Source organism: Bacillus sp. BC08 (assembly GCF_054326875.1).
In genome coordinates, this window is record NZ_JBTGPA010000035.1 from 687,363 (window position 1) to 704,792 (window position 17,430).

Below are 17,430 nucleotides of genomic sequence, written 5' to 3' on the forward strand. Positions count from 1 at the left end.
TTATTCTTTGGTAATTGTATAAGGGGGATTTTTTGTGAAAAAGTCAAAAAAAATGCTAGCTGGAGCAACTCTTGCTATCGGTGTAATAGCACCGCAAGTATTGCCAACAACAGCTCATGCGGATGAGAACAATGGGGAGAGTACGGTTAACTTACGAATTCTAGAAACATCAGATATTCACGTTAACTTAATGAATTACGATTATTATCAAACGAAAACAGATAATAAAGTAGGTCTTGTACAAACTGCAACACTTGTTAATAAAGCACGTGAAGAAGCGAAGAACTCTGTCCTATTTGATGATGGGGATGCATTACAAGGGACACCGCTTGGAGATTATGTAGCGAATAAAATAAATGATCCGAAGAAGCCTGTGGATCCTAGTTATACACATCCATTATATCGTTTAATGAATTTAATGAAGTATGACGTCATCTCTCTTGGGAATCATGAATTTAACTACGGTTTAGACTATTTAAACAAAGTAATTAGTAAAACAGAGTTCCCGGTTATTAACTCGAACGTCTATAAAGATGATAAAGATAATAATGAAGAGAACGATCAAAATTACTTTAAACCATATCATGTTTTTGAAAAAGAAGTAGAAGATGAATCAGGTCAAAAACAAAAAGTGAAAATTGGCGTAATGGGATTTGTTCCACCTCAAGTTATGAACTGGGATAAAGCGAATTTAGAAGGAAAAGTGAAAGCAAAAGATATAGTTGAAACAGCGAAGAAAATGGTGCCAAAAATGAAAGCAGAAGGTGCAGATGTTATCGTTGCACTAGCGCATTCTGGTGTTGATAAGAGTGGATACAACGTTGGCATGGAAAACGCTTCGTATTATTTAACAGAAGTTCCTGATGTAGATGCAGTATTAATGGGACATTCACATACTGAAGTGAAGGATGTATTTAATGGTGTTCCGGTCGTAATGCCTGGTGTCTTTGGAAGTAACTTAGGTATGATTGACATGCAATTGAAAAAGGTAAACGGAAAATGGGAAGTACAAAAAGAGCAATCAAAGCCGCAACTTCGTCCAATTGCTGATAGTAAAGGGAACCCATTAGTAAAATCTGATGAAAAATTAGTTAATGAAATTAAAGATGATCATCAAGCGACAATTGATTATGTGAATACAGCTGTAGGAAAAACGACAGCACCAATTAATAGTTATTTCTCATTAGTACAAGATGATCCTTCTGTACAACTTGTAACAAATGCACAAAAATGGTATGTAGAAAAGTTATTTGCTGAAAATGGACAGTACAGCAAATATAAAGGAATTCCAGTTTTATCTGCAGGCGCACCATTTAAAGCAGGTGGCCGAAACGGTGCTACATACTATACGGATATTCCAGCTGGAACGTTAGCAATTAAAAACGTGGCAGATTTATATGTATATCCAAATACGTTATATGCTGTAAAAGTAAATGGGGCACAAGTGAAAGAATGGCTTGAAATGTCTGCAGGTCAGTTTAATCAAATCGATCCAAAGAAAACAGAAGAACAACCATTAGTAAATATAGGCTATCCTACATATAACTTCGATATTTTAGATGGCTTAAAATACGAAATTGATGTAACACAACCAGCGAAATACGATAAAGATGGAAAAGTTGTAAATGCAAATACGAATCGTATTATAAATATGACATATGAAGGTAAGCCAGTAGCTGACAATCAAGAGTTCATCGTTGCTACAAATAACTATCGTGGAAGTAGCCAAACGTTCCCGGGTGTAAGTAAAGGGGAAGTTGTATACCAATCACAAGATGAAACTCGTCAAATCATTGTGAAGTATATGCAAGAAACACCAGTTATTGATCCAGCAGCAGATAAAAATTGGACGTTTAAACCAATTGTTGCAGATAAATTAAATACAACATTCGATTCTTCACCAAATGCACAAAAGTATATAAAGAAAGATGGGAAAATATCATATGTTGGACCATCTGAAAATGAATTTGCTAAATATGCAATTGATATAACGAAGAAGAACGATGATGATAAGGAAACTGGTGGAGAGAATCCAACAACACCACCAACAGGTGAAGGAAATAATGGAGGAAATCCAACGCCACCACCAACAGGTGAAGGAAATAATGGAGAAAACCCAGCGACACCGCCAACAGATGAAGGAAATAATGCAGGATCTGGACAAACTACAACGGATAATCAAAATGCAAAAGAAACAACAACTGTAAGTGAAAATAAAGAAGAACGTGATTTACCGAAAACAGGTACAAGTGTTGCTTCTACAATTGGAGCAGGCTTGGCGTTTGTTGGAGCGGGATTACTTCTGTTATTTAGAAGAAAGAAAGCAAATAGATAGTCGAGAAATATAAAAAAAGGATTACCGATTCAGGTAATCCTTTTTAGTATATTATGAAATTGTTACTGCTTTTTCTTTCTTCCATGAAAGGCCAAATCCAGTAAAGCCGACGATAATCGTTAAGACTGGGCAAGCTAAACAGAAAATTGCGTATGGAAGGTAATCGAATGTTGGAACGCTAAGGACGTTTGTTAAGAATACACCACTTACCCCCCATGGTACGAGCGGGTTAATAACTGTACCTGCATCTTCTAATACGCGTGATAAATTACGACGCTCTAAACCAACTTCATCGTATTTTTTAGCAAATGCTTGTCCTGTTAAAACGATGGATAAGTACTGCTCACCAAGTAAGAAGTTTACACCAATTGCAGTTGAAGCAGTAGAAATAATTAAGCGTGTGCTATTTTTTACGAAGCTAGAGATAATATTCATTAGCTGCGTGATAATACCCATTCCTTGTAATAATCCTCCCATACAAAGAGCTAGGAAAATAAGTGCAATCGACATCATCATGCTTTGTAGACCACCGCGAGATAGTAAGCTATCAATGTCTTTAATACCAGTTTTAGAAACGTAGCCGTCTTGCATAATTTTCATTAAATCAGCTAAAGAAGTGCTAGGTGTAAAGATAAAGAGAATAATAATTCCTACCACAATTCCTGCAAGCAATGTTGGAACGGCTGGAACTTTTTTAAATGCGAATAAAAACAGTAATAAAATTGGAATAAGTGTAACGATAGAAATCGTTGTGTTTTTCTCTAATGTGCTAATAAAGTTTGTGAAGTCAACTTCTCCACCAGTGCCGCTTCCTAAAATGAAAAATGCGATAAAAGCAATAATGAAAGCTGGAACTGTTGTCCAAAGCATGTTACGAATATGCTCAAATAAATCTACCCCCGTTACAGCAGGAGCTAAGTTAGTTGTATCAGATAAAGGAGACATTTTATCGCCAAAGAATGCACCAGAAATAATTGCACCAGCGATTAGAGCCGGATCGTATCCGAGAGCACTACCCATGCCCATAAAGGCAAGTCCTACAGTTGCGGCAGTTGTAAAGGCACTACCGATACTCGTTCCAACAATTGCACAAACAACGAAAACAGTTGGAATGAAAATTTTAGGAGATACAAGCTGGAAGCCGTACACCATTAAAGTTGGAATTGTTCCAGCAGCGATCCAAACACTAATTAATACGCCCACAAGTAAGAAAATAAAAATAGATGGAATACCAGCTGAAATACTACTGATCATCCCTTTCTCCATAGTAGACCAAGAGATTTTTTTCATAAATCCAAATGCTAATAAAAGAACGATACCAAATAAAATTGGGATGTGTGGTGAAACTTCTAATTGAATAACACTAAAGCCAATACAGAAAAAGATAAATAATGTTAAAAGAACAGATTCAATTTTTGAAACCATTGTTTTTCCCTCCTAAGTAATCTAAAATAGCTCTTTTTTATATAAAATTCGCCAATATTGTATATTTCCTTCTAAAATTTAGAATTTTGTGACAAATTACCGGTAATTGTTGATCCTTCAATATGATACGGAAATGATTGGATAAAAAAACGTCCCTGCATATAATTATGCAGGGACGAAGAAATCGCGGTACCACCCTAGCTTGTGAAATGAATGTATCACAAAATAAAGGGTCGTATGATATGCGCTAATAAAATAAAAACGCCCCTGCAATATATGCAGGGACGAAAAATTCGCGGTACCACCCTAAATTGTGAAACAGTTTCGTTTCACCACTCTTTAGATATAACGGTCTATAACCGTCTTTCACTACTCCTTACGTTTCGCAAAAGAAGCTCCAGGGGGTAATTCATAATTCGCTCTGTACTGGTTCGCACCGACCACCAGCTCTCTGAAATCAGAAATCGAAATACTACTAAATCCTATCAATGCCGATTCATATGATGTTAGTTAAATTTTTATCACATTTTTATCTTATATGTCAATAAAAATGTGCAATATTTTTTTAGGGAAATAAAGGTTAAATGTTTTTAATGTTCTAAATTTGTGCGTTATAATGAATTTGAAAGGGGAGGAAAGAGTGAAGAAAAAAATAATTCTTTTTACCACCTTATTAGTCATTGGCGGAAGTGCTGGAATTTACACAGCTTTTGCAGCTGAATCAGAACAGGTGAAGCAAAAGCAAATACAGCAGTCAGAAGTGAAGAAAGTGAAAGAAACGGAAGAGAAGAAGTCGATGGAAAAAGCAGCTGAGAAACTAGGAGTTTCTACTGAAGGGAAAACAAAAGAAGAGGTTACGAAAGAAGTAAATACCGCAAGATTTGAGAAACGCCATGATTTATTGATTGAACATGCAAAACAACTTGGAATTGATACAGAAGGAAAAAAAGATGAAGAGATTATTTTGGAAATCGGAAAGATACAACACGGAAAGTAGAACAACTTATCGTATGATAAGTTGTTCTTTTTTAAGAACTATTTGATTTAAAAATAATTGACAGTCATTTAAATTTAATGTTAACTATATTTATAAACTAGTTAACATTAGGGGTGGCAATTGTGACTGTTAATAGTAATATGACTGAAAAATCGTCTTATACATATGAAGAATTATCGGAGAAAAATAAAGCTTATGTATGGCATCCGTTTACACAAATGAAAGATTATTTAGAAGAAGATCCTATCATTATTGAACGTGGAGAGGGGAGAAAGCTATACGATGTAAATGGAAATGAATATTGGGACGGTGTTTCATCTATTTGGTTAAATGTTCACGGACATCAAGTACCAGAATTAGATAAAGCAATTCGTGAGCAATTAAATAAAATTTCCCATTCTACGATGCTAGGACTTGCTAACGTTCCATCTATTTTATTAGCAGAAAAAATAATTGAAGTTGTACCAGAAGGTTTGAAGAAAGTATTTTATTCAGACTCTGGTTCTAGTGCCGTTGAAATTGCAATTAAGATGGCTTTTCAATATTGGCAGCATAAAGGAAAACCGAAGAAACAAAGATTTGTTACATTAAAAGAAGCGTATCACGGTGATACAATTGGAGCCGTTTCAGTAGGAGCAATAGACTTGTTTCACCAAGTGTATAGTTCACTTTTATTTGAAGCAATTAAAATGCCTTATCCATATACATATCGTTCTCCTTATGGAAATAATAAGGAGGAAATTGTAAAAAAACATTTAGAAGAAATGGAAGAGTTGCTGAAAGATAAACATGAAGAAATTGCGGCGCTTATTGTAGAACCTTTAATGCAAGGTGCTGGCGGTATGATTACAATGCCAAAAGGATACTTAAAAGGGCTACGTAATTTATGTACAAAATATAATGTTTTACTTATTACAGATGAGGTAGCGACTGGATTTGGGCGTACCGGGAAAATGTTTGCATGTGAACATGAAAATGTAACGCCGGACATTTTAACAGCCGGAAAAGGTTTAACGGGCGGATATTTACCAGTTGCAATCACCGTAACGACAGATGAAATTTATAATGCCTTTTTAGGTGACTATGAAGAACAAAAAACGTTTTTCCACGGTCATAGTTATACAGGGAATCCGCTAGGGTGTGCGGTAGCAATTGCGAATCTAGAACTATACGAGAAAACAAATTTAATAGAAGAAGTGGCACGTAAGACAGAATATGTGGCGACGCAATTGGAAGAGCTCTTTGCATATAAACATGTAGGGGATATTCGTCAGTGCGGGTTAATGGTTGGAATTGAACTTGTGAAGAATAAGGAAACGAAAGAAGCGTTTGAATGGACAGAGAGAGTCGGTGTTCAAGTATGTAAACGCTCAAGAGATCTGGGCATGATATTGCGACCACTCGGTAATACGATTGTATTTATGCCTCCTCTTGCTTCTACAATGGATGAGATTGATGATATGTTACGTATTTTGTATAAAGCAATCTCGGATGTTACGGAGGGAGAATAATGAGTGGTTTTTTTGTAACAGCAACGGATACTGAAGTGGGGAAAACTGTAGTTGCAGGTGCATTAGCAGGTGTATTTAGAGAATTGGGATATAACATAGGGGTATACAAACCGTTGCAAAGTGGACACTTTGCATCAAATCCAGAGGGAGATGCAGCAAGGCTAAAAGCATTATCGGGTGTACCGACAAAAGAAGATGAAATTTGTCCTTATTCTATTGAAGAACCGCTTGCTCCGAGACTTGCCATGAAAAGAGCTGGAAGAGTAGTACATGTAAAAGACATTATGGATCACTATAATGAACGATTGAAAGAGTTTAATAGTCTACTTGTAGAAGGAGCAGGCGGACTGGCCGTTCCGTACACAGAAGATGCTTTAGTAATTGATTTCGCAAAAGAATTACAGCTTCCTCTTATTGTAGTAGCACGTCCTACATTAGGAACAGTAAATCATACCGTTTTAACGATTGCTTATGCAAAGGCACAGGGCTTAACAGTAGCAGGTGTAATTTTATCCGGCTGCAAAGAATGTGAAATGGAAAGAGTACAAGAAAATAAAGAAATGATTGAAGAACTAAGTGGGGTACCGGTTTTAGGTTTATTACCATTCTTTGAAGGTGCATTTACAAAAGAAGAAGTCTTGGAATCTGCAAAAGAGTGTATAATGATTTCAAAATTAGAGGAGTTCATCCGAAATGGATCAAACGTGGCGCACACATCTTCAATCTAAATTGCAACAATTAAATGAGCAAGGGCAGTATCGCAATTTGCATGTAACAGAACAAGCAGAAGAGACATGGCTTATTCGAGATGAAAAAAGGATGCTAAATTTAGCGTCAAATAATTATTTAGGGTTAGCTGGAGATGAGAGGTTAAAAGAAGCTGCTATAGCATGCACAAGAAAATATGGGACTGGGGCGACAGCATCAAGGCTTGTTGTAGGAAATTATTCGCTGTATGAAGAGACTGAGAGAAGTATATGCAATTGGAAAGGTACTGAAAAAGCCTTAGTTGTAAATAGTGGATATACGGCAAATGTTGGAGTGATTTCTTCATTAGCCTGTCGTCACGATATTGTGTTTAGTGACAAATTAAATCACGCAAGCATCGTTGATGGGATTATATTAAGCGGGGCAGAGCATAAAAGATATCGTCATAATGATTTAGATCATTTAGAGAAGCTGTTGCAAGTAGCACCGCCCAAAAAGAAGAAATTAATCGTAACGGATACGGTTTTTAGTATGGATGGTGATACTGCATATTTACGAGAGTTAGTGCACATAAAAGAGAAATATGGAGCAATGATTATAGTTGATGAAGCACATGCGAGTGGAATATATGGAATGAATGGAGCAGGATTGTCCCATATAGAAAAAGATGTTGCTCAAAAAATTGATATACACATGGGGACGTTTAGCAAGGCTTTAGGGTGTTATGGTGCGTATTTGACAGGCGATGCAATTTATATAGAGTATTTACAAAATATGATGAGAAGCTTTATTTTTACTACTGCATTACCGCCAGGAACATTAGGAGCGGTACAAAAAGCAATTGAAATTGTGAAAGAAGATAATGAAAGAAGAGAGAGACTTATAGAGAATGGAGCATATTTTAGGACATATTTGCAAGAAGCTGGTTTTGATATTGGGAATAGCTCAACTCATATTGTACCGATTGTAGTCGGTTCAAATGAAGCAGCTTTACGGTTTAGTAAAAGGTTGCAAGAGGTAGGTATTGCAGCAATTGCAATTCGTCCACCAACGGTTCCAGTGAATAGTTCACGGGTCCGTTTTGCAGTTACGTCCCAACATACAATAGCTGACTTGAACTGGGCTATTCAGCATATTATACGCATTGGTAAAGAAGAGGGGTTTTTAGTATGAAAGAGCTAAAGATTATTTTTATTCCTGGGTGGGGAATGGAAGAAGGTGTTTGGACTTTAGTTCTGCCGTATTTTAAAGGATATTCTGTTCAATGTATCAATTGGCGTAATGTGAAAGAACAAAGTGAATTTGCGGGGCGAATAATAGATGTAGCAAAAGATGAAAATGTGATTTTAGTTGGATGGTCACTAGGAGCATTAGCGGCAGTTCAAGCTCATAAAAAGGTTAAGGCAAAAGGTATCGTACTAATTGGTGGCACTGCTAAATTTACAAATACGAGCGACTATACGAGTGGATGGAATGCTTTGCATGTAGAACGGCTAAAAAAGAATGTAGTGAGAAAGAAAGAAGATACGCTCAAGCGGTTTTATGAAAATATGTTTACAAAAGATGAGCTGAAAGAGAATAAAAGGTTTGAAGATATGATAAAACACTTTAAAGGTGATTCTATTCAGTCTTTGCAATTAGGTTTGGAGTATTTAATAGAAGCAGATATGAGGGAAGAACTGAAAGAAGTTAAAGTACCTATACTACTTATTCACGGAGAGCAGGATGTCATATGCCCATTATCTGCAGCGTGTAGTATGGCTGAGACTGCCACTGCCACGCTCAAGGTAGCGAGTGAGGCTGGACACGCATTATGTGTAACGAATTTTGAATATTGCGGAAATGAGATAATTCGATTTGTAGAGGGGATACGAAATGATCAACAAAACGTTACTACAAAAACGGTTTAACGTGGCAGCTGTATCCTACGATCAATATGCAAATGTACAAAAAAAGATGGCACATTCATTACTCTCTACTTTGAAGCGGCGATATAGTGCAAATTCAACGATACGTATTTTAGAACTTGGATGCGGGACAGGATATGTTACAGAGCAATTATCAAGCTTATTTCCAAAAGCGCATATTACAGCCATTGATTTTGCTGAAAGTATGATTGAGGTTGCGAAAACTAGACACAATGTAAAAAATGTAATGTTTTACTGTGAGGATATCGAAAGATTACGACTAGAAGAAACGTATGATGTCATTATTTCGAATGCCACATTTCAATGGCTAAATGATTTAAAACAAGTGATAAGAAATTTATTTCATCATTTGTCTATAGATGGGATATTACTCTTTTCAACGTTTGGGCATGAAACATTTCAAGAATTGCATACTTCGTTCCAGCGGGCGAAAGAAGAAAAAAATATAGAAAATGAAACATCGATTGGGCAACGTTTTTATTCGAAAAATCAGTTGCGCCATATATGTGAAATAGAAACAGGGGATGTGCATGTTTCTGAAACATGTTACATAGAGAGATTTACAGACGTTAGGGAGTTTCTACACTCTATTCGAAAAATAGGAGCGACTAATAGTAATGAAGAATCCTATTGTCAAAGTCCCTCACTCTTTCGTGCGATGCTTCGCATATACGAAAGAGACTTCACGGAAAATGAAGGGATAATGGCGACGTATCACGCTTTATTTATGCATATAACAAAAGAGGGGAAGAGATGAAATGAAACAAGTACAAACAAAAAGGGATTGGAAAAAACTTGCATATGACGTAGTAGAAGAGAAAATGATTACGAAGGAGGATGCAATAGCGATATTAGAAGCTGATGAGACAGAAGTGTTAGAAATTATGAATGCTGCTTACATCATTCGCCATCATCACTTTGGTAAGAAAGTAAAATTAAATATGATTATTAATACGAAATCTGGATTATGTCCTGAAGATTGCGGATATTGTTCACAGTCTATCATTTCAGAGGCGCCAATTGATAAATATGCATGGCTAACGCAGGAAAAGATTGTAGAAGGGGCACACGAAGCAATTCGCCGTAAAGCGGGTACATATTGTATTGTAGCATCTGGTCGTCGTCCGACGGATAAAGAGGTGAATCACGTAATTGGAGCTGTTAAGGAGATTCGTGAAACGACAGATTTGAAGATTTGTTGTTGTTTAGGTTTCTTAAACGAAGATCAAGCAGGACGTTTAGCGGAAGCGGGTGTACATCGTTATAACCACAACTTAAATACACATGCGAATAATTACGAAAGTATTTGCTCCACTCATACGTATGACGATCGTGTTGATACAGTTCAAAAAGCGAAACAAGCGGGTATTTCACCATGCTCTGGGGCGATTTTTGGAATGGGAGAGACAATAGAAGAACGTGCTGAAATTGCATTTGAATTACAACGTATAGATGCAGATTCAATTCCATGTAATTTCCTTGTTGCTGTAAAGGGGACGCCGCTTGAAGGACAAAAAGAATTAACGCCGGTAGAATGTTTAAAAGTGCTGGCAATGATGCGTTTTGTAAACCCGACGAAAGAAATTCGCATTTCAGGAGGACGTGAAATCAATTTACGCTCTGTGCAACCAATCGGTTTATTTGCAGCAAACTCTATCTTTGTCGGGGATTATTTAACGACAGCTGGACAAGAGCCAACCGCAGACTGGGGTATGATTGAAGATTTAGGGTTTGAGATTGAAGAATGTGCATTATAAGATAGATAAAAAGCAAACTTGTAAAAAAGTTTGCTTTTTTTGTAAATAAAATGTAATAAATAGTTGTGAATGCTTGATATTATTGGTTTTTGAGCGAAAAAAAGAATTTTGGTGGACGAATTTTCCAAGCCCCAATTGTACATAGTAAATATGTAATTTATATTGGGTTGGAGGATTTTACATGCACAAATATATATTAGCGATTATGACTTGTCTAATTTTGCTAAAAGCAATAAGTACTGATCCAGTTAAGGCCGCCGAAAATCCTGAACAAAAAGAAATGCAACAACGAATTGAACAACATTTTCGAACGAAAGCTGAACATTTTGGATTGAAAACAGAAGGGAAAGATTTAAAGGAAGTGCGAAAAGAAATTACTATTATAGAAGAAGCGAAGAAAAGAGAGAATGTATGGAGAACAGCACAAACGCTTCGTATACAAACAGAAGGAAAAACAATGGATGAATTAATAAAAGATGTACGGAAAAAAGTGAAAAAATAAAAAAGAGGCCGCAGCCTCTTTTTATTTTTTTATGCCCATTGTTTTGATAAATGAGCCATTTCAATCGCAGCAACGGCGGATTCATAGCCTTTATTACCAGCTTTCGTGCCCGCGCGTTCAATCGCTTGCTCGATTGTTTCAGTCGTTAATACACCGAAAATAACTGGGATGTCTGTTTGTAGTGATAAAGATGCAACTCCTTTTGCTACTTCATTACAAACGTAATCGTAATGTGTTGTAGCACCGCGAATTACAGTGCCTAAAGTAATAACAGCATCATACTTTCCGCTACTAGCCATCTTTTTAGCGATTAAAGGAATTTCAAATGCGCCAGGAACCCAAGCAACATCGATATTGTTTTCTTCTACACCGTGGCGCTTTAATCCGTCTAAAGCTCCGCCAAGTAACTTACTTGTAATAAATTCATTAAAACGTCCAACAACAACTCCAACTTTTAATCCTGTACCAACTAAATGACCTTCGAATACCATAATGAATCTCTCCCTTTATTATAAGTTTAGTAAATGTCCTAATTTGTTTACTTTCGTTTGTAAATACGTTTTATTCTCTTCTTTTGTTGGCATTTGCAATGGTACACGCTCGATTACTTCTAAATCGTAACCTTGTAAGCCAGCAATTTTTCGCGGGTTATTTGTTAATAACCGTAAATGTTGTAAACCTAAATCTTTTAAAATTTGAGCGCCAATACCGTAATCACGCAAATCAGCTGGGAATCCAAGTTTTTCGTTTGCTTCTACAGTATCGAATCCTTCTTCTTGTAACTTATAAGCGCGAAGCTTATTAAGAAGGCCGATGCCTCGTCCTTCTTGTCTCATATAGAGAAGAACGCCTTTTCCTTCACGCTCAATTTGAGCAAGTGCAGCATGGAGTTGTGGTCCGCAATCACAACGGCATGAGCCAAATACATCACCTGTTAAGCACTCTGAATGGACGCGTACAAGTACAGGCTCTTCTGTTGAAATATCACCTTTTACGAGTGCGATATGTTCTTTCGTATCTAATGAATTAGAATAGCCAATTGCATGGAAAATACCAAAATCTGTAGGTAATGTAATTTCTACTTCTCTCGTCACTAGTGTTTCATGGTGGCGGCGATAAGCAATTAAATCTTCTATTGTAATCATTTTTATATCAAATTGTTTTGCACACTGTAGTAAATCAGGTACGCGTGCCATCGTACCGTCCTCATTGATAATCTCGCAAATAACTCCAGCTGGTTCTGCTCCGCAAAGCTGTGCTAAATCAACAGCAGCTTCTGTATGACCAGCGCGGCGTAGGACACCGCCTTCTTTCGCGATTAATGGAAAGATATGTCCAGGGCGATTGAAATCAGCACCTTTTGATGCAGGATTTAACAATTCTTGTATCGTAGTTGCACGTTCGTGAGCGCTAATTCCTGTTGTTGTAGAAATGTGATCAATGCTCACCGTAAATGCAGTATGATGCGAATCTGTATTATGAGCTACCATTGGTTCTAACTGTAGACGTTCTGCGTATTCTTCCGTAATCGGTACACAAACGAGGCCACGTCCATGTGTAATCATAAAGTTAATCGTTTCCGGCGTAATATACTCTGCTAAAGCGATAAAATCGCCTTCATTTTCACGGTTTTCATCATCACATACGATAACGACTTTTCCTTGTTTTAAATCTTCTAGAGCTTCTTCAATACGATGAAACATCATGCTTCCCCCTTATAGAAATCCGTTTTCTTGTAAAAAGCTTTCGCTCATTGAACCTGTTCGTTTTACAGGCTTAGAAATAAAGCGTTCGATATATTTACCGATCATGTCACACTCAATGTTTACGATGTCACCGGCATTCTTTTCTCCGATAACAGATTCACTTACTGTGTGCGGGATGAGTGAGATTGTGATGGAAGATTCGTCTATATCAAATATTGTTAAGCTCGTTCCATCAACAGCAACGGATCCTTTATGCAAACAATAGCGCAGCAATTCATCAGCAATAGCTATTTTGTAATAGACGGCATTATAGTGTTGTTTTTTGTTTAATATCGTTCCGATGCCATCAATATGTCCTGAAACGAAATGTCCACCGAATCGTCCGTTTGCAGCCATCGCTCGTTCTAAATTTACTTTAGAGTGTGGTTTAAGCATGCGAAGTGATGTTGATTGCATCGTTTCAGGCATTGCGTCCACTGTAAATGAAGTTGTTGTGAAACTCGTTACAGTTAAGCAAATACCGTTAACCGCGATACTATCACCTAAGTGAGCATCTGATAAAATTTTATTTGCATGGATCGTTAACTTCATCGCTTCTCCGCTTTGTTGCATGTTTGTAATCGTTCCTAATTCTTCTACAATTCCTGTAAACATTCCGTCACCTCGATTCGGGCATTCGCAACGATTTTTATATCATCGCCAATTTGTTTCATCTCTTGAATTTTCAAGGAAAGTGCATCTTGTAATGTTGAAAAACCATTTCCGCCAAATAAAGTAGGGGCATCATTCCCGCCAATTAATATCGGGCTTATATAAGTTATAATTTCATTGAAATTCTTTGTTTGTAAGAAGCTTGCATGAATCGATTGGCCTCCTTCAACGAATAAAGAAAGAATTTGCTTCTCTCCAAGAAAGAAAAGGAGGTCCTCAATTTCAATTTGCTTCGTTTTCATTTTGAATATAGCTACATTTTCAGATTCATAAGAAGCTATTTTCTCTTTATTTACATCCTTACCGACAAAAATCCATGTCGGTGCTAAACCATCTGTGATGACATGAGAAGATGGTGGTGTTCGTAAATGGGTATCTAAAATAACGCGTATAGGATGTTTACCCCCGTTAGGAATTCTTGTCGTTAAATGCGGATTATCAGCTATAACTGTATTTACTCCAACGAGAATCGCATCATGTGTATGGCGATATTGGTGAACATCAGCTCGTGCTTCTTCACCTGTAATCCACTTACTTTCACCAGTGACAGTTGCTGTTTTTCCATCTAAGCTCATCGCTGTTTTTATTGTTACAAATGGATGTTTCGTTTTCATGTAGTGAAAAAAGAAACGATTTAATAAGGTAGCTTCTGCTTCAAGAACACCGGTAGTTACGTCGATGCCAGCTTCTTCTAATCTCCTTTTTCCATTACCAGAAACGAGAGGATTACAATCAAGAGTAGCAATTACAACTCGTTTGACTCCGTTTTTGATGAGCAATTCACAGCAAGGTGGTGTTTTTCCGAAATGGCTACACGGTTCAAGTGTTACATACAGGGTAGCTCCTTTTGCTTTTTCACCAGCCATATGAAGAGCATGAACTTCTGCGTGTTCTTCACCAGCACGCAAATGAGCTCCCATACCGACGATGTTTCCATCTTTTACAACAACAGCACCAACCATAGGATTTGGACTTGTTTGTCCCGATGTTCCTTCTGCTAACTGCAGGGCAATCCTCATATATTCTTGATCTGTCATTCTCTTCACCTCTCCTGAAAAAATCAAAAAACCCCAAGGATTTTATATCCTTGGGGTTTGGGAGACGTGATTTCTAGAAATATAGTTCGAATACGAAAGTATAGGAAAGAAACCTAACGATGATTGATATTTTTGCATAAGGAAAAAACCTAGCAAAATATCGAATTTTTCAAACGCTAGTCGTATCTTTTTATTCCAGTATAGAAACAAAAGTATACAAAATAAAACATATATAAAGATTCAAAATGAAACTTTAAAAATATGCATACTGAAATAAAAGTGTATTCGCTATATAAAATTACTAGAAAACATATCCTTCTCCCATCCAGACTATACTGTCGGCTCTAGAGTTTCACTAGATCCACCGTTTTCGAGTTGAAAACGGGTCACGGACTTAGAAGTTTGCACTTCATCACCGCCGGTTGGGAATTTCACCCGACCCCGAAGGATGTTGTTTGCTCAAATTATAGCACAAAAAAGAAAAAAGGCTAGTGAAAAATATTCGAATGTGAAGAATTGTGTGAAAATATATGTAGCTTGGCATGGAGACAAAAGTATGAGAAATGTTGTAAGGAGAAGGGATATGACGGAGGTGTAAAAAAGAAAAAACATGCACAAAAAAATGTGCATGTCACATGTGGAATTATTCTGCCTCTGGTGCTCTAACAACAGATTCGAATTTACCTTTATGCGAAGCATCGCAATAAGGCATATTTTTTGATAAACCACAACGGCATAAAGAAAATGCCGGTTTTGCTGGGAATACATTCCCTTGTGAATCGACTAATTCCACGTCCCCTGTAACGCGAAAAGAGCCATTATCATTTACTTTAATTTGTACTTTAGCCAACGCTATCCCTCCTTCCCAAACGCTTAATTTCATCATATAATTAAGAGAAGTACTTGACAATATCAAATGAGCACTTTCTTTGGGAGAGAAGAGAGTGTTATAATGTTTTTTATAACTGACTAGAGTAAGGTGACGAAAGATGGATAAACAATTACGTACATTACGAAATATTGCAAATGAGCGCACGTGGGCATCATTTTTGAATGATAATCATCCATATAGTTTGTTACACTGGTCCATTGCAGGTGTAGGACAAGAATCAAAGGATGTTTGGTTACTTCAAGATGAAGTAACCTTTCAAACGACAGAATTTCCCACATTAGATGATGCAATGCAATGGATTTCTGAAAACATGGAACAAATTACAGACGTTTTAGCGCAATAAAAAACAGGCTTATGCAAGCCTGTTTTTTGTTTCTTTTACATATGAGTTTAAAAATTGATCAACGGCTGCTTCATACTCTTCTTTATTTTCGTTATAAGAGCAAGCGTGTGCGCCGTGTTCTGCAATATAAAGTTGTTTATTGTTTTCTTTTGCTTCATATAGTGCTGTCGTCATATCAGCTAAAATATAATCATCATCTTTACTATGAATAAAGAGGACGGGATTGTTAATGTTTTTTATACAATCGATTGGTGAAACTTCGCAAATCGTATAACCGTCACGCACTTTTAAAAAAGCGTTTGCTAAAGGTAATAAAGGCCATTTAGGTAAATGGAATTCAACCTTTAAACGGTGTTGTAATTGCCCGTAGAAATCAGAAAAAGGACAATCTGCAATATAGAAATCAGCACCATCTTCTACAAGTCCTGCGTATTGAAGAAGTGTTGCAGCTCCCATAGATTCACCATGAATACCGAGTGTTATATTTGTTCCAAAACGACTTTTTAGCCAGTCAACTACTGATTTTAAATCATGTTTTTCATAGTATCCATAGCTTGTTGTTTTTCCGCCAGTTTTACCATGACGACGATGATCATAAATAACGACATTATACCCTCTGTCTAAAAATAACCTTGCATATTTTACAGAGTTCATTTTATTTACAGTTACGCCGTGGCAAAAAATCATAAACTTATTGGAATGACCAGCAGGAATGTAATATCCGTGAAGATCATATCCGAATTGTGAAGGGATATGAATTTCTTCTTTATGAAGAGCATCAAAATCCTCTATACGAAAATGTTTTTTCGTTTCTCTTTCGAGTACTTCTTCCTCTGTTTTTTTCTTTAAGTACATCACTTTATTTGTAAAGAAAATCCCAAGGGCAGTTATCGCACCTAGTATAGTAAACAATGCTGCAAAAAAACGTTTCATACTTTACCTCATCCTCCAAATACCGTTACATGTGATACACTTATATTGTATCACAATGAGAGAAAAGGGGAGAAATAGGAAATGGTGTATATACAAAAAATTACGCCAGCGATGAAAGCAACAATCCGAATGTTCATGTGTGAGAACTGGGGGAGTTCATTGATGGTTTCACGTGGGAAGGGGCATCAGTTAGAAGAGTTGCCAGGATTTGTTGCGCTCTTTGATGACAGAATAATCGGAATTATAACGTATGAAGTGACCGGAAATATGTGTGAAATTGTATCGTTAGATAGCTTTGAAGAAAGCAAAGGAATAGGGACAAGACTTGTGGATTCTGTATTACAAGTTGCGGAAGAAGAACGGTGCGGGCGGGTGTGGCTCATAACAACAAATGATAATATGAATGCGTTACGTTTTTACCAAAAACGTAATTTTGTGATGACGAATTTATATGTGAATGCAGTGGAAGAGGCACGAAAAATAAAGAAAGAAATTCCACGTATGGGGTATGATAATATCCCTATCTTACATGAAATTCAGTTAGAGTATCGTTTAGTGTAATGATGTAACAATTTTCAGAAATATAAGTTATTAACCTTGACGAATATTTTAATTTAGGTTACCGTAAAATTGTAATCTATTACC

General features: G+C 36.8%; 18 protein-coding genes, 1 riboswitch and 1 other annotated feature. Of the genes, 11 read left to right on the forward strand and 7 right to left on the reverse strand.

The window, feature by feature from the left end:
* The first annotated feature begins 34 nt into the window (after positions 1-34).
* Positions 35-2,335: a bifunctional 2',3'-cyclic-nucleotide 2'-phosphodiesterase/3'-nucleotidase gene (gene cpdB / locus ACXVYO_RS21745; protein ID WP_458468451.1), complete on the forward strand. Its 2,301-nt coding sequence runs from the start codon at positions 35-37 to the stop codon at positions 2,333-2,335.
* 51 nt (positions 2,336-2,386) lie between these two features.
* On the opposite strand, the gene nhaC is transcribed toward cpdB, so the two are convergent.
* Positions 2,387-3,760, reverse strand: coding sequence for a Na+/H+ antiporter NhaC (gene nhaC, locus ACXVYO_RS21750; protein WP_458468452.1), 1,374 nt, complete (start codon positions 3,758-3,760; stop codon positions 2,387-2,389).
* A gap of 277 nt (positions 3,761-4,037) precedes the next feature.
* Positions 4,038-4,258, reverse strand: a binding site (T-box leader).
* Positions 4,259-4,400: 142 nt separating this feature from the next.
* Between nhaC and ACXVYO_RS21755 the strand changes: the two genes are divergently transcribed.
* From ACXVYO_RS21755 to ACXVYO_RS21790, 8 genes are all read left to right on the forward strand, one after another.
* Entirely contained in the window at positions 4,401-4,757 is a 357-nt protein-coding gene (locus tag ACXVYO_RS21755) for a hypothetical protein (protein ID WP_458468453.1), read from the forward strand.
* Between the two features lie 122 nt (positions 4,758-4,879).
* Positions 4,880-6,268, forward strand: a complete 1,389-nt coding sequence (bioA, locus tag ACXVYO_RS21760) for an adenosylmethionine--8-amino-7-oxononanoate transaminase (protein ID WP_458468454.1) — start codon at positions 4,880-4,882, stop codon at positions 6,266-6,268.
* Complete coding sequence (gene bioD / locus ACXVYO_RS21765) at positions 6,268-6,996, forward strand: dethiobiotin synthase (RefSeq protein ID WP_458468455.1); 729 nt, start codon at positions 6,268-6,270, stop codon at positions 6,994-6,996. Before bioA ends, bioD begins: the two co-directional genes overlap by 1 nt.
* On the forward strand, positions 6,962-8,149 hold the full coding sequence (bioF, locus tag ACXVYO_RS21770; protein ID WP_458468456.1) for an 8-amino-7-oxononanoate synthase: 1,188 nt from the start codon (positions 6,962-6,964) through the stop codon (positions 8,147-8,149). The genes bioD and bioF overlap by 35 nt, the downstream gene beginning before the upstream one ends.
* A complete protein-coding gene (locus ACXVYO_RS21775) occupies positions 8,146-8,886 on the forward strand; it encodes an alpha/beta fold hydrolase (protein ID WP_458468457.1) in 741 nt (246 codons plus the stop codon). The genes bioF and ACXVYO_RS21775 overlap by 4 nt, the downstream gene beginning before the upstream one ends.
* On the forward strand, positions 8,852-9,661 hold the full coding sequence (bioC, locus tag ACXVYO_RS21780) for a malonyl-ACP O-methyltransferase BioC (RefSeq protein ID WP_458468458.1): 810 nt from the start codon (positions 8,852-8,854) through the stop codon (positions 9,659-9,661). The genes ACXVYO_RS21775 and bioC overlap by 35 nt, the downstream gene beginning before the upstream one ends.
* A gap of 1 nt (position 9,662) precedes the next feature.
* Positions 9,663-10,661, forward strand: coding sequence for a biotin synthase (gene bioB, locus ACXVYO_RS21785; protein ID WP_000815865.1), 999 nt, complete (start codon positions 9,663-9,665; stop codon positions 10,659-10,661).
* A gap of 181 nt (positions 10,662-10,842) precedes the next feature.
* Positions 10,843-11,163 carry a hypothetical protein gene (locus ACXVYO_RS21790; protein WP_000549787.1) on the forward strand — a complete coding sequence of 107 codons (321 nt, stop codon included), beginning with the start codon at positions 10,843-10,845 and terminating at the stop codon, positions 11,161-11,163.
* A gap of 29 nt (positions 11,164-11,192) precedes the next feature.
* On the opposite strand, the gene ribH is transcribed toward ACXVYO_RS21790, so the two are convergent.
* The 5 genes from ribH to ACXVYO_RS21815 all read right to left on the reverse strand — a co-directional run bounded on the left by ribH (position 11,193) and on the right by ACXVYO_RS21815 (position 15,467).
* The gene (gene ribH, locus ACXVYO_RS21795; protein ID WP_458468459.1) at positions 11,193-11,654 is read right to left on the reverse strand and encodes a 6,7-dimethyl-8-ribityllumazine synthase; all 462 of its coding nucleotides are present in this window, start codon (positions 11,652-11,654) and stop codon (positions 11,193-11,195) included.
* Between the two features lie 18 nt (positions 11,655-11,672).
* Positions 11,673-12,866: a bifunctional 3,4-dihydroxy-2-butanone 4-phosphate synthase/GTP cyclohydrolase II gene (gene ribBA, locus ACXVYO_RS21800; RefSeq protein ID WP_458468460.1), complete on the reverse strand. Its 1,194-nt coding sequence runs from the start codon at positions 12,864-12,866 to the stop codon at positions 11,673-11,675.
* A gap of 12 nt (positions 12,867-12,878) precedes the next feature.
* Positions 12,879-13,523 carry a riboflavin synthase subunit alpha gene (ribE, locus tag ACXVYO_RS21805; protein ID WP_229133811.1) on the reverse strand — a complete coding sequence of 215 codons (645 nt, stop codon included), beginning with the start codon at positions 13,521-13,523 and terminating at the stop codon, positions 12,879-12,881.
* Entirely contained in the window at positions 13,505-14,617 is a 1,113-nt protein-coding gene (gene ribD / locus ACXVYO_RS21810) for a bifunctional diaminohydroxyphosphoribosylaminopyrimidine deaminase/5-amino-6-(5-phosphoribosylamino)uracil reductase RibD (RefSeq protein ID WP_458468461.1), read from the reverse strand. Before ribD ends, ribE begins: the two co-directional genes overlap by 19 nt.
* 309 nt (positions 14,618-14,926) lie before the next feature.
* Positions 14,927-15,070, reverse strand: a riboswitch (FMN riboswitch).
* Positions 15,071-15,260: 190 nt separating this feature from the next.
* Positions 15,261-15,467 (reverse strand): CDGSH iron-sulfur domain-containing protein, encoded by a 207-nt coding sequence (locus ACXVYO_RS21815; RefSeq protein ID WP_001151582.1) that lies wholly within the window; start codon positions 15,465-15,467, stop codon positions 15,261-15,263.
* 139 nt (positions 15,468-15,606) lie between these two features.
* On the opposite strand from ACXVYO_RS21815, the gene ACXVYO_RS21820 reads away from it, so the two are divergent.
* On the forward strand, positions 15,607-15,852 hold the full coding sequence (locus ACXVYO_RS21820; RefSeq protein ID WP_458468462.1) for a YqkC family protein: 246 nt from the start codon (positions 15,607-15,609) through the stop codon (positions 15,850-15,852).
* 9 nt (positions 15,853-15,861) lie between these two features.
* On the opposite strand, the gene ACXVYO_RS21825 is transcribed toward ACXVYO_RS21820, so the two are convergent.
* Positions 15,862-16,785 carry an alpha/beta hydrolase gene (locus tag ACXVYO_RS21825; RefSeq protein WP_458468463.1) on the reverse strand — a complete coding sequence of 308 codons (924 nt, stop codon included), beginning with the start codon at positions 16,783-16,785 and terminating at the stop codon, positions 15,862-15,864.
* An 81-nt stretch (positions 16,786-16,866) separates the two neighbouring features.
* On the opposite strand from ACXVYO_RS21825, the gene ACXVYO_RS21830 reads away from it, so the two are divergent.
* Positions 16,867-17,346, forward strand: a complete 480-nt coding sequence (locus ACXVYO_RS21830; protein WP_458468464.1) for a GNAT family N-acetyltransferase — start codon at positions 16,867-16,869, stop codon at positions 17,344-17,346.
* The last annotated feature ends 84 nt before the right edge of the window (positions 17,347-17,430 follow it).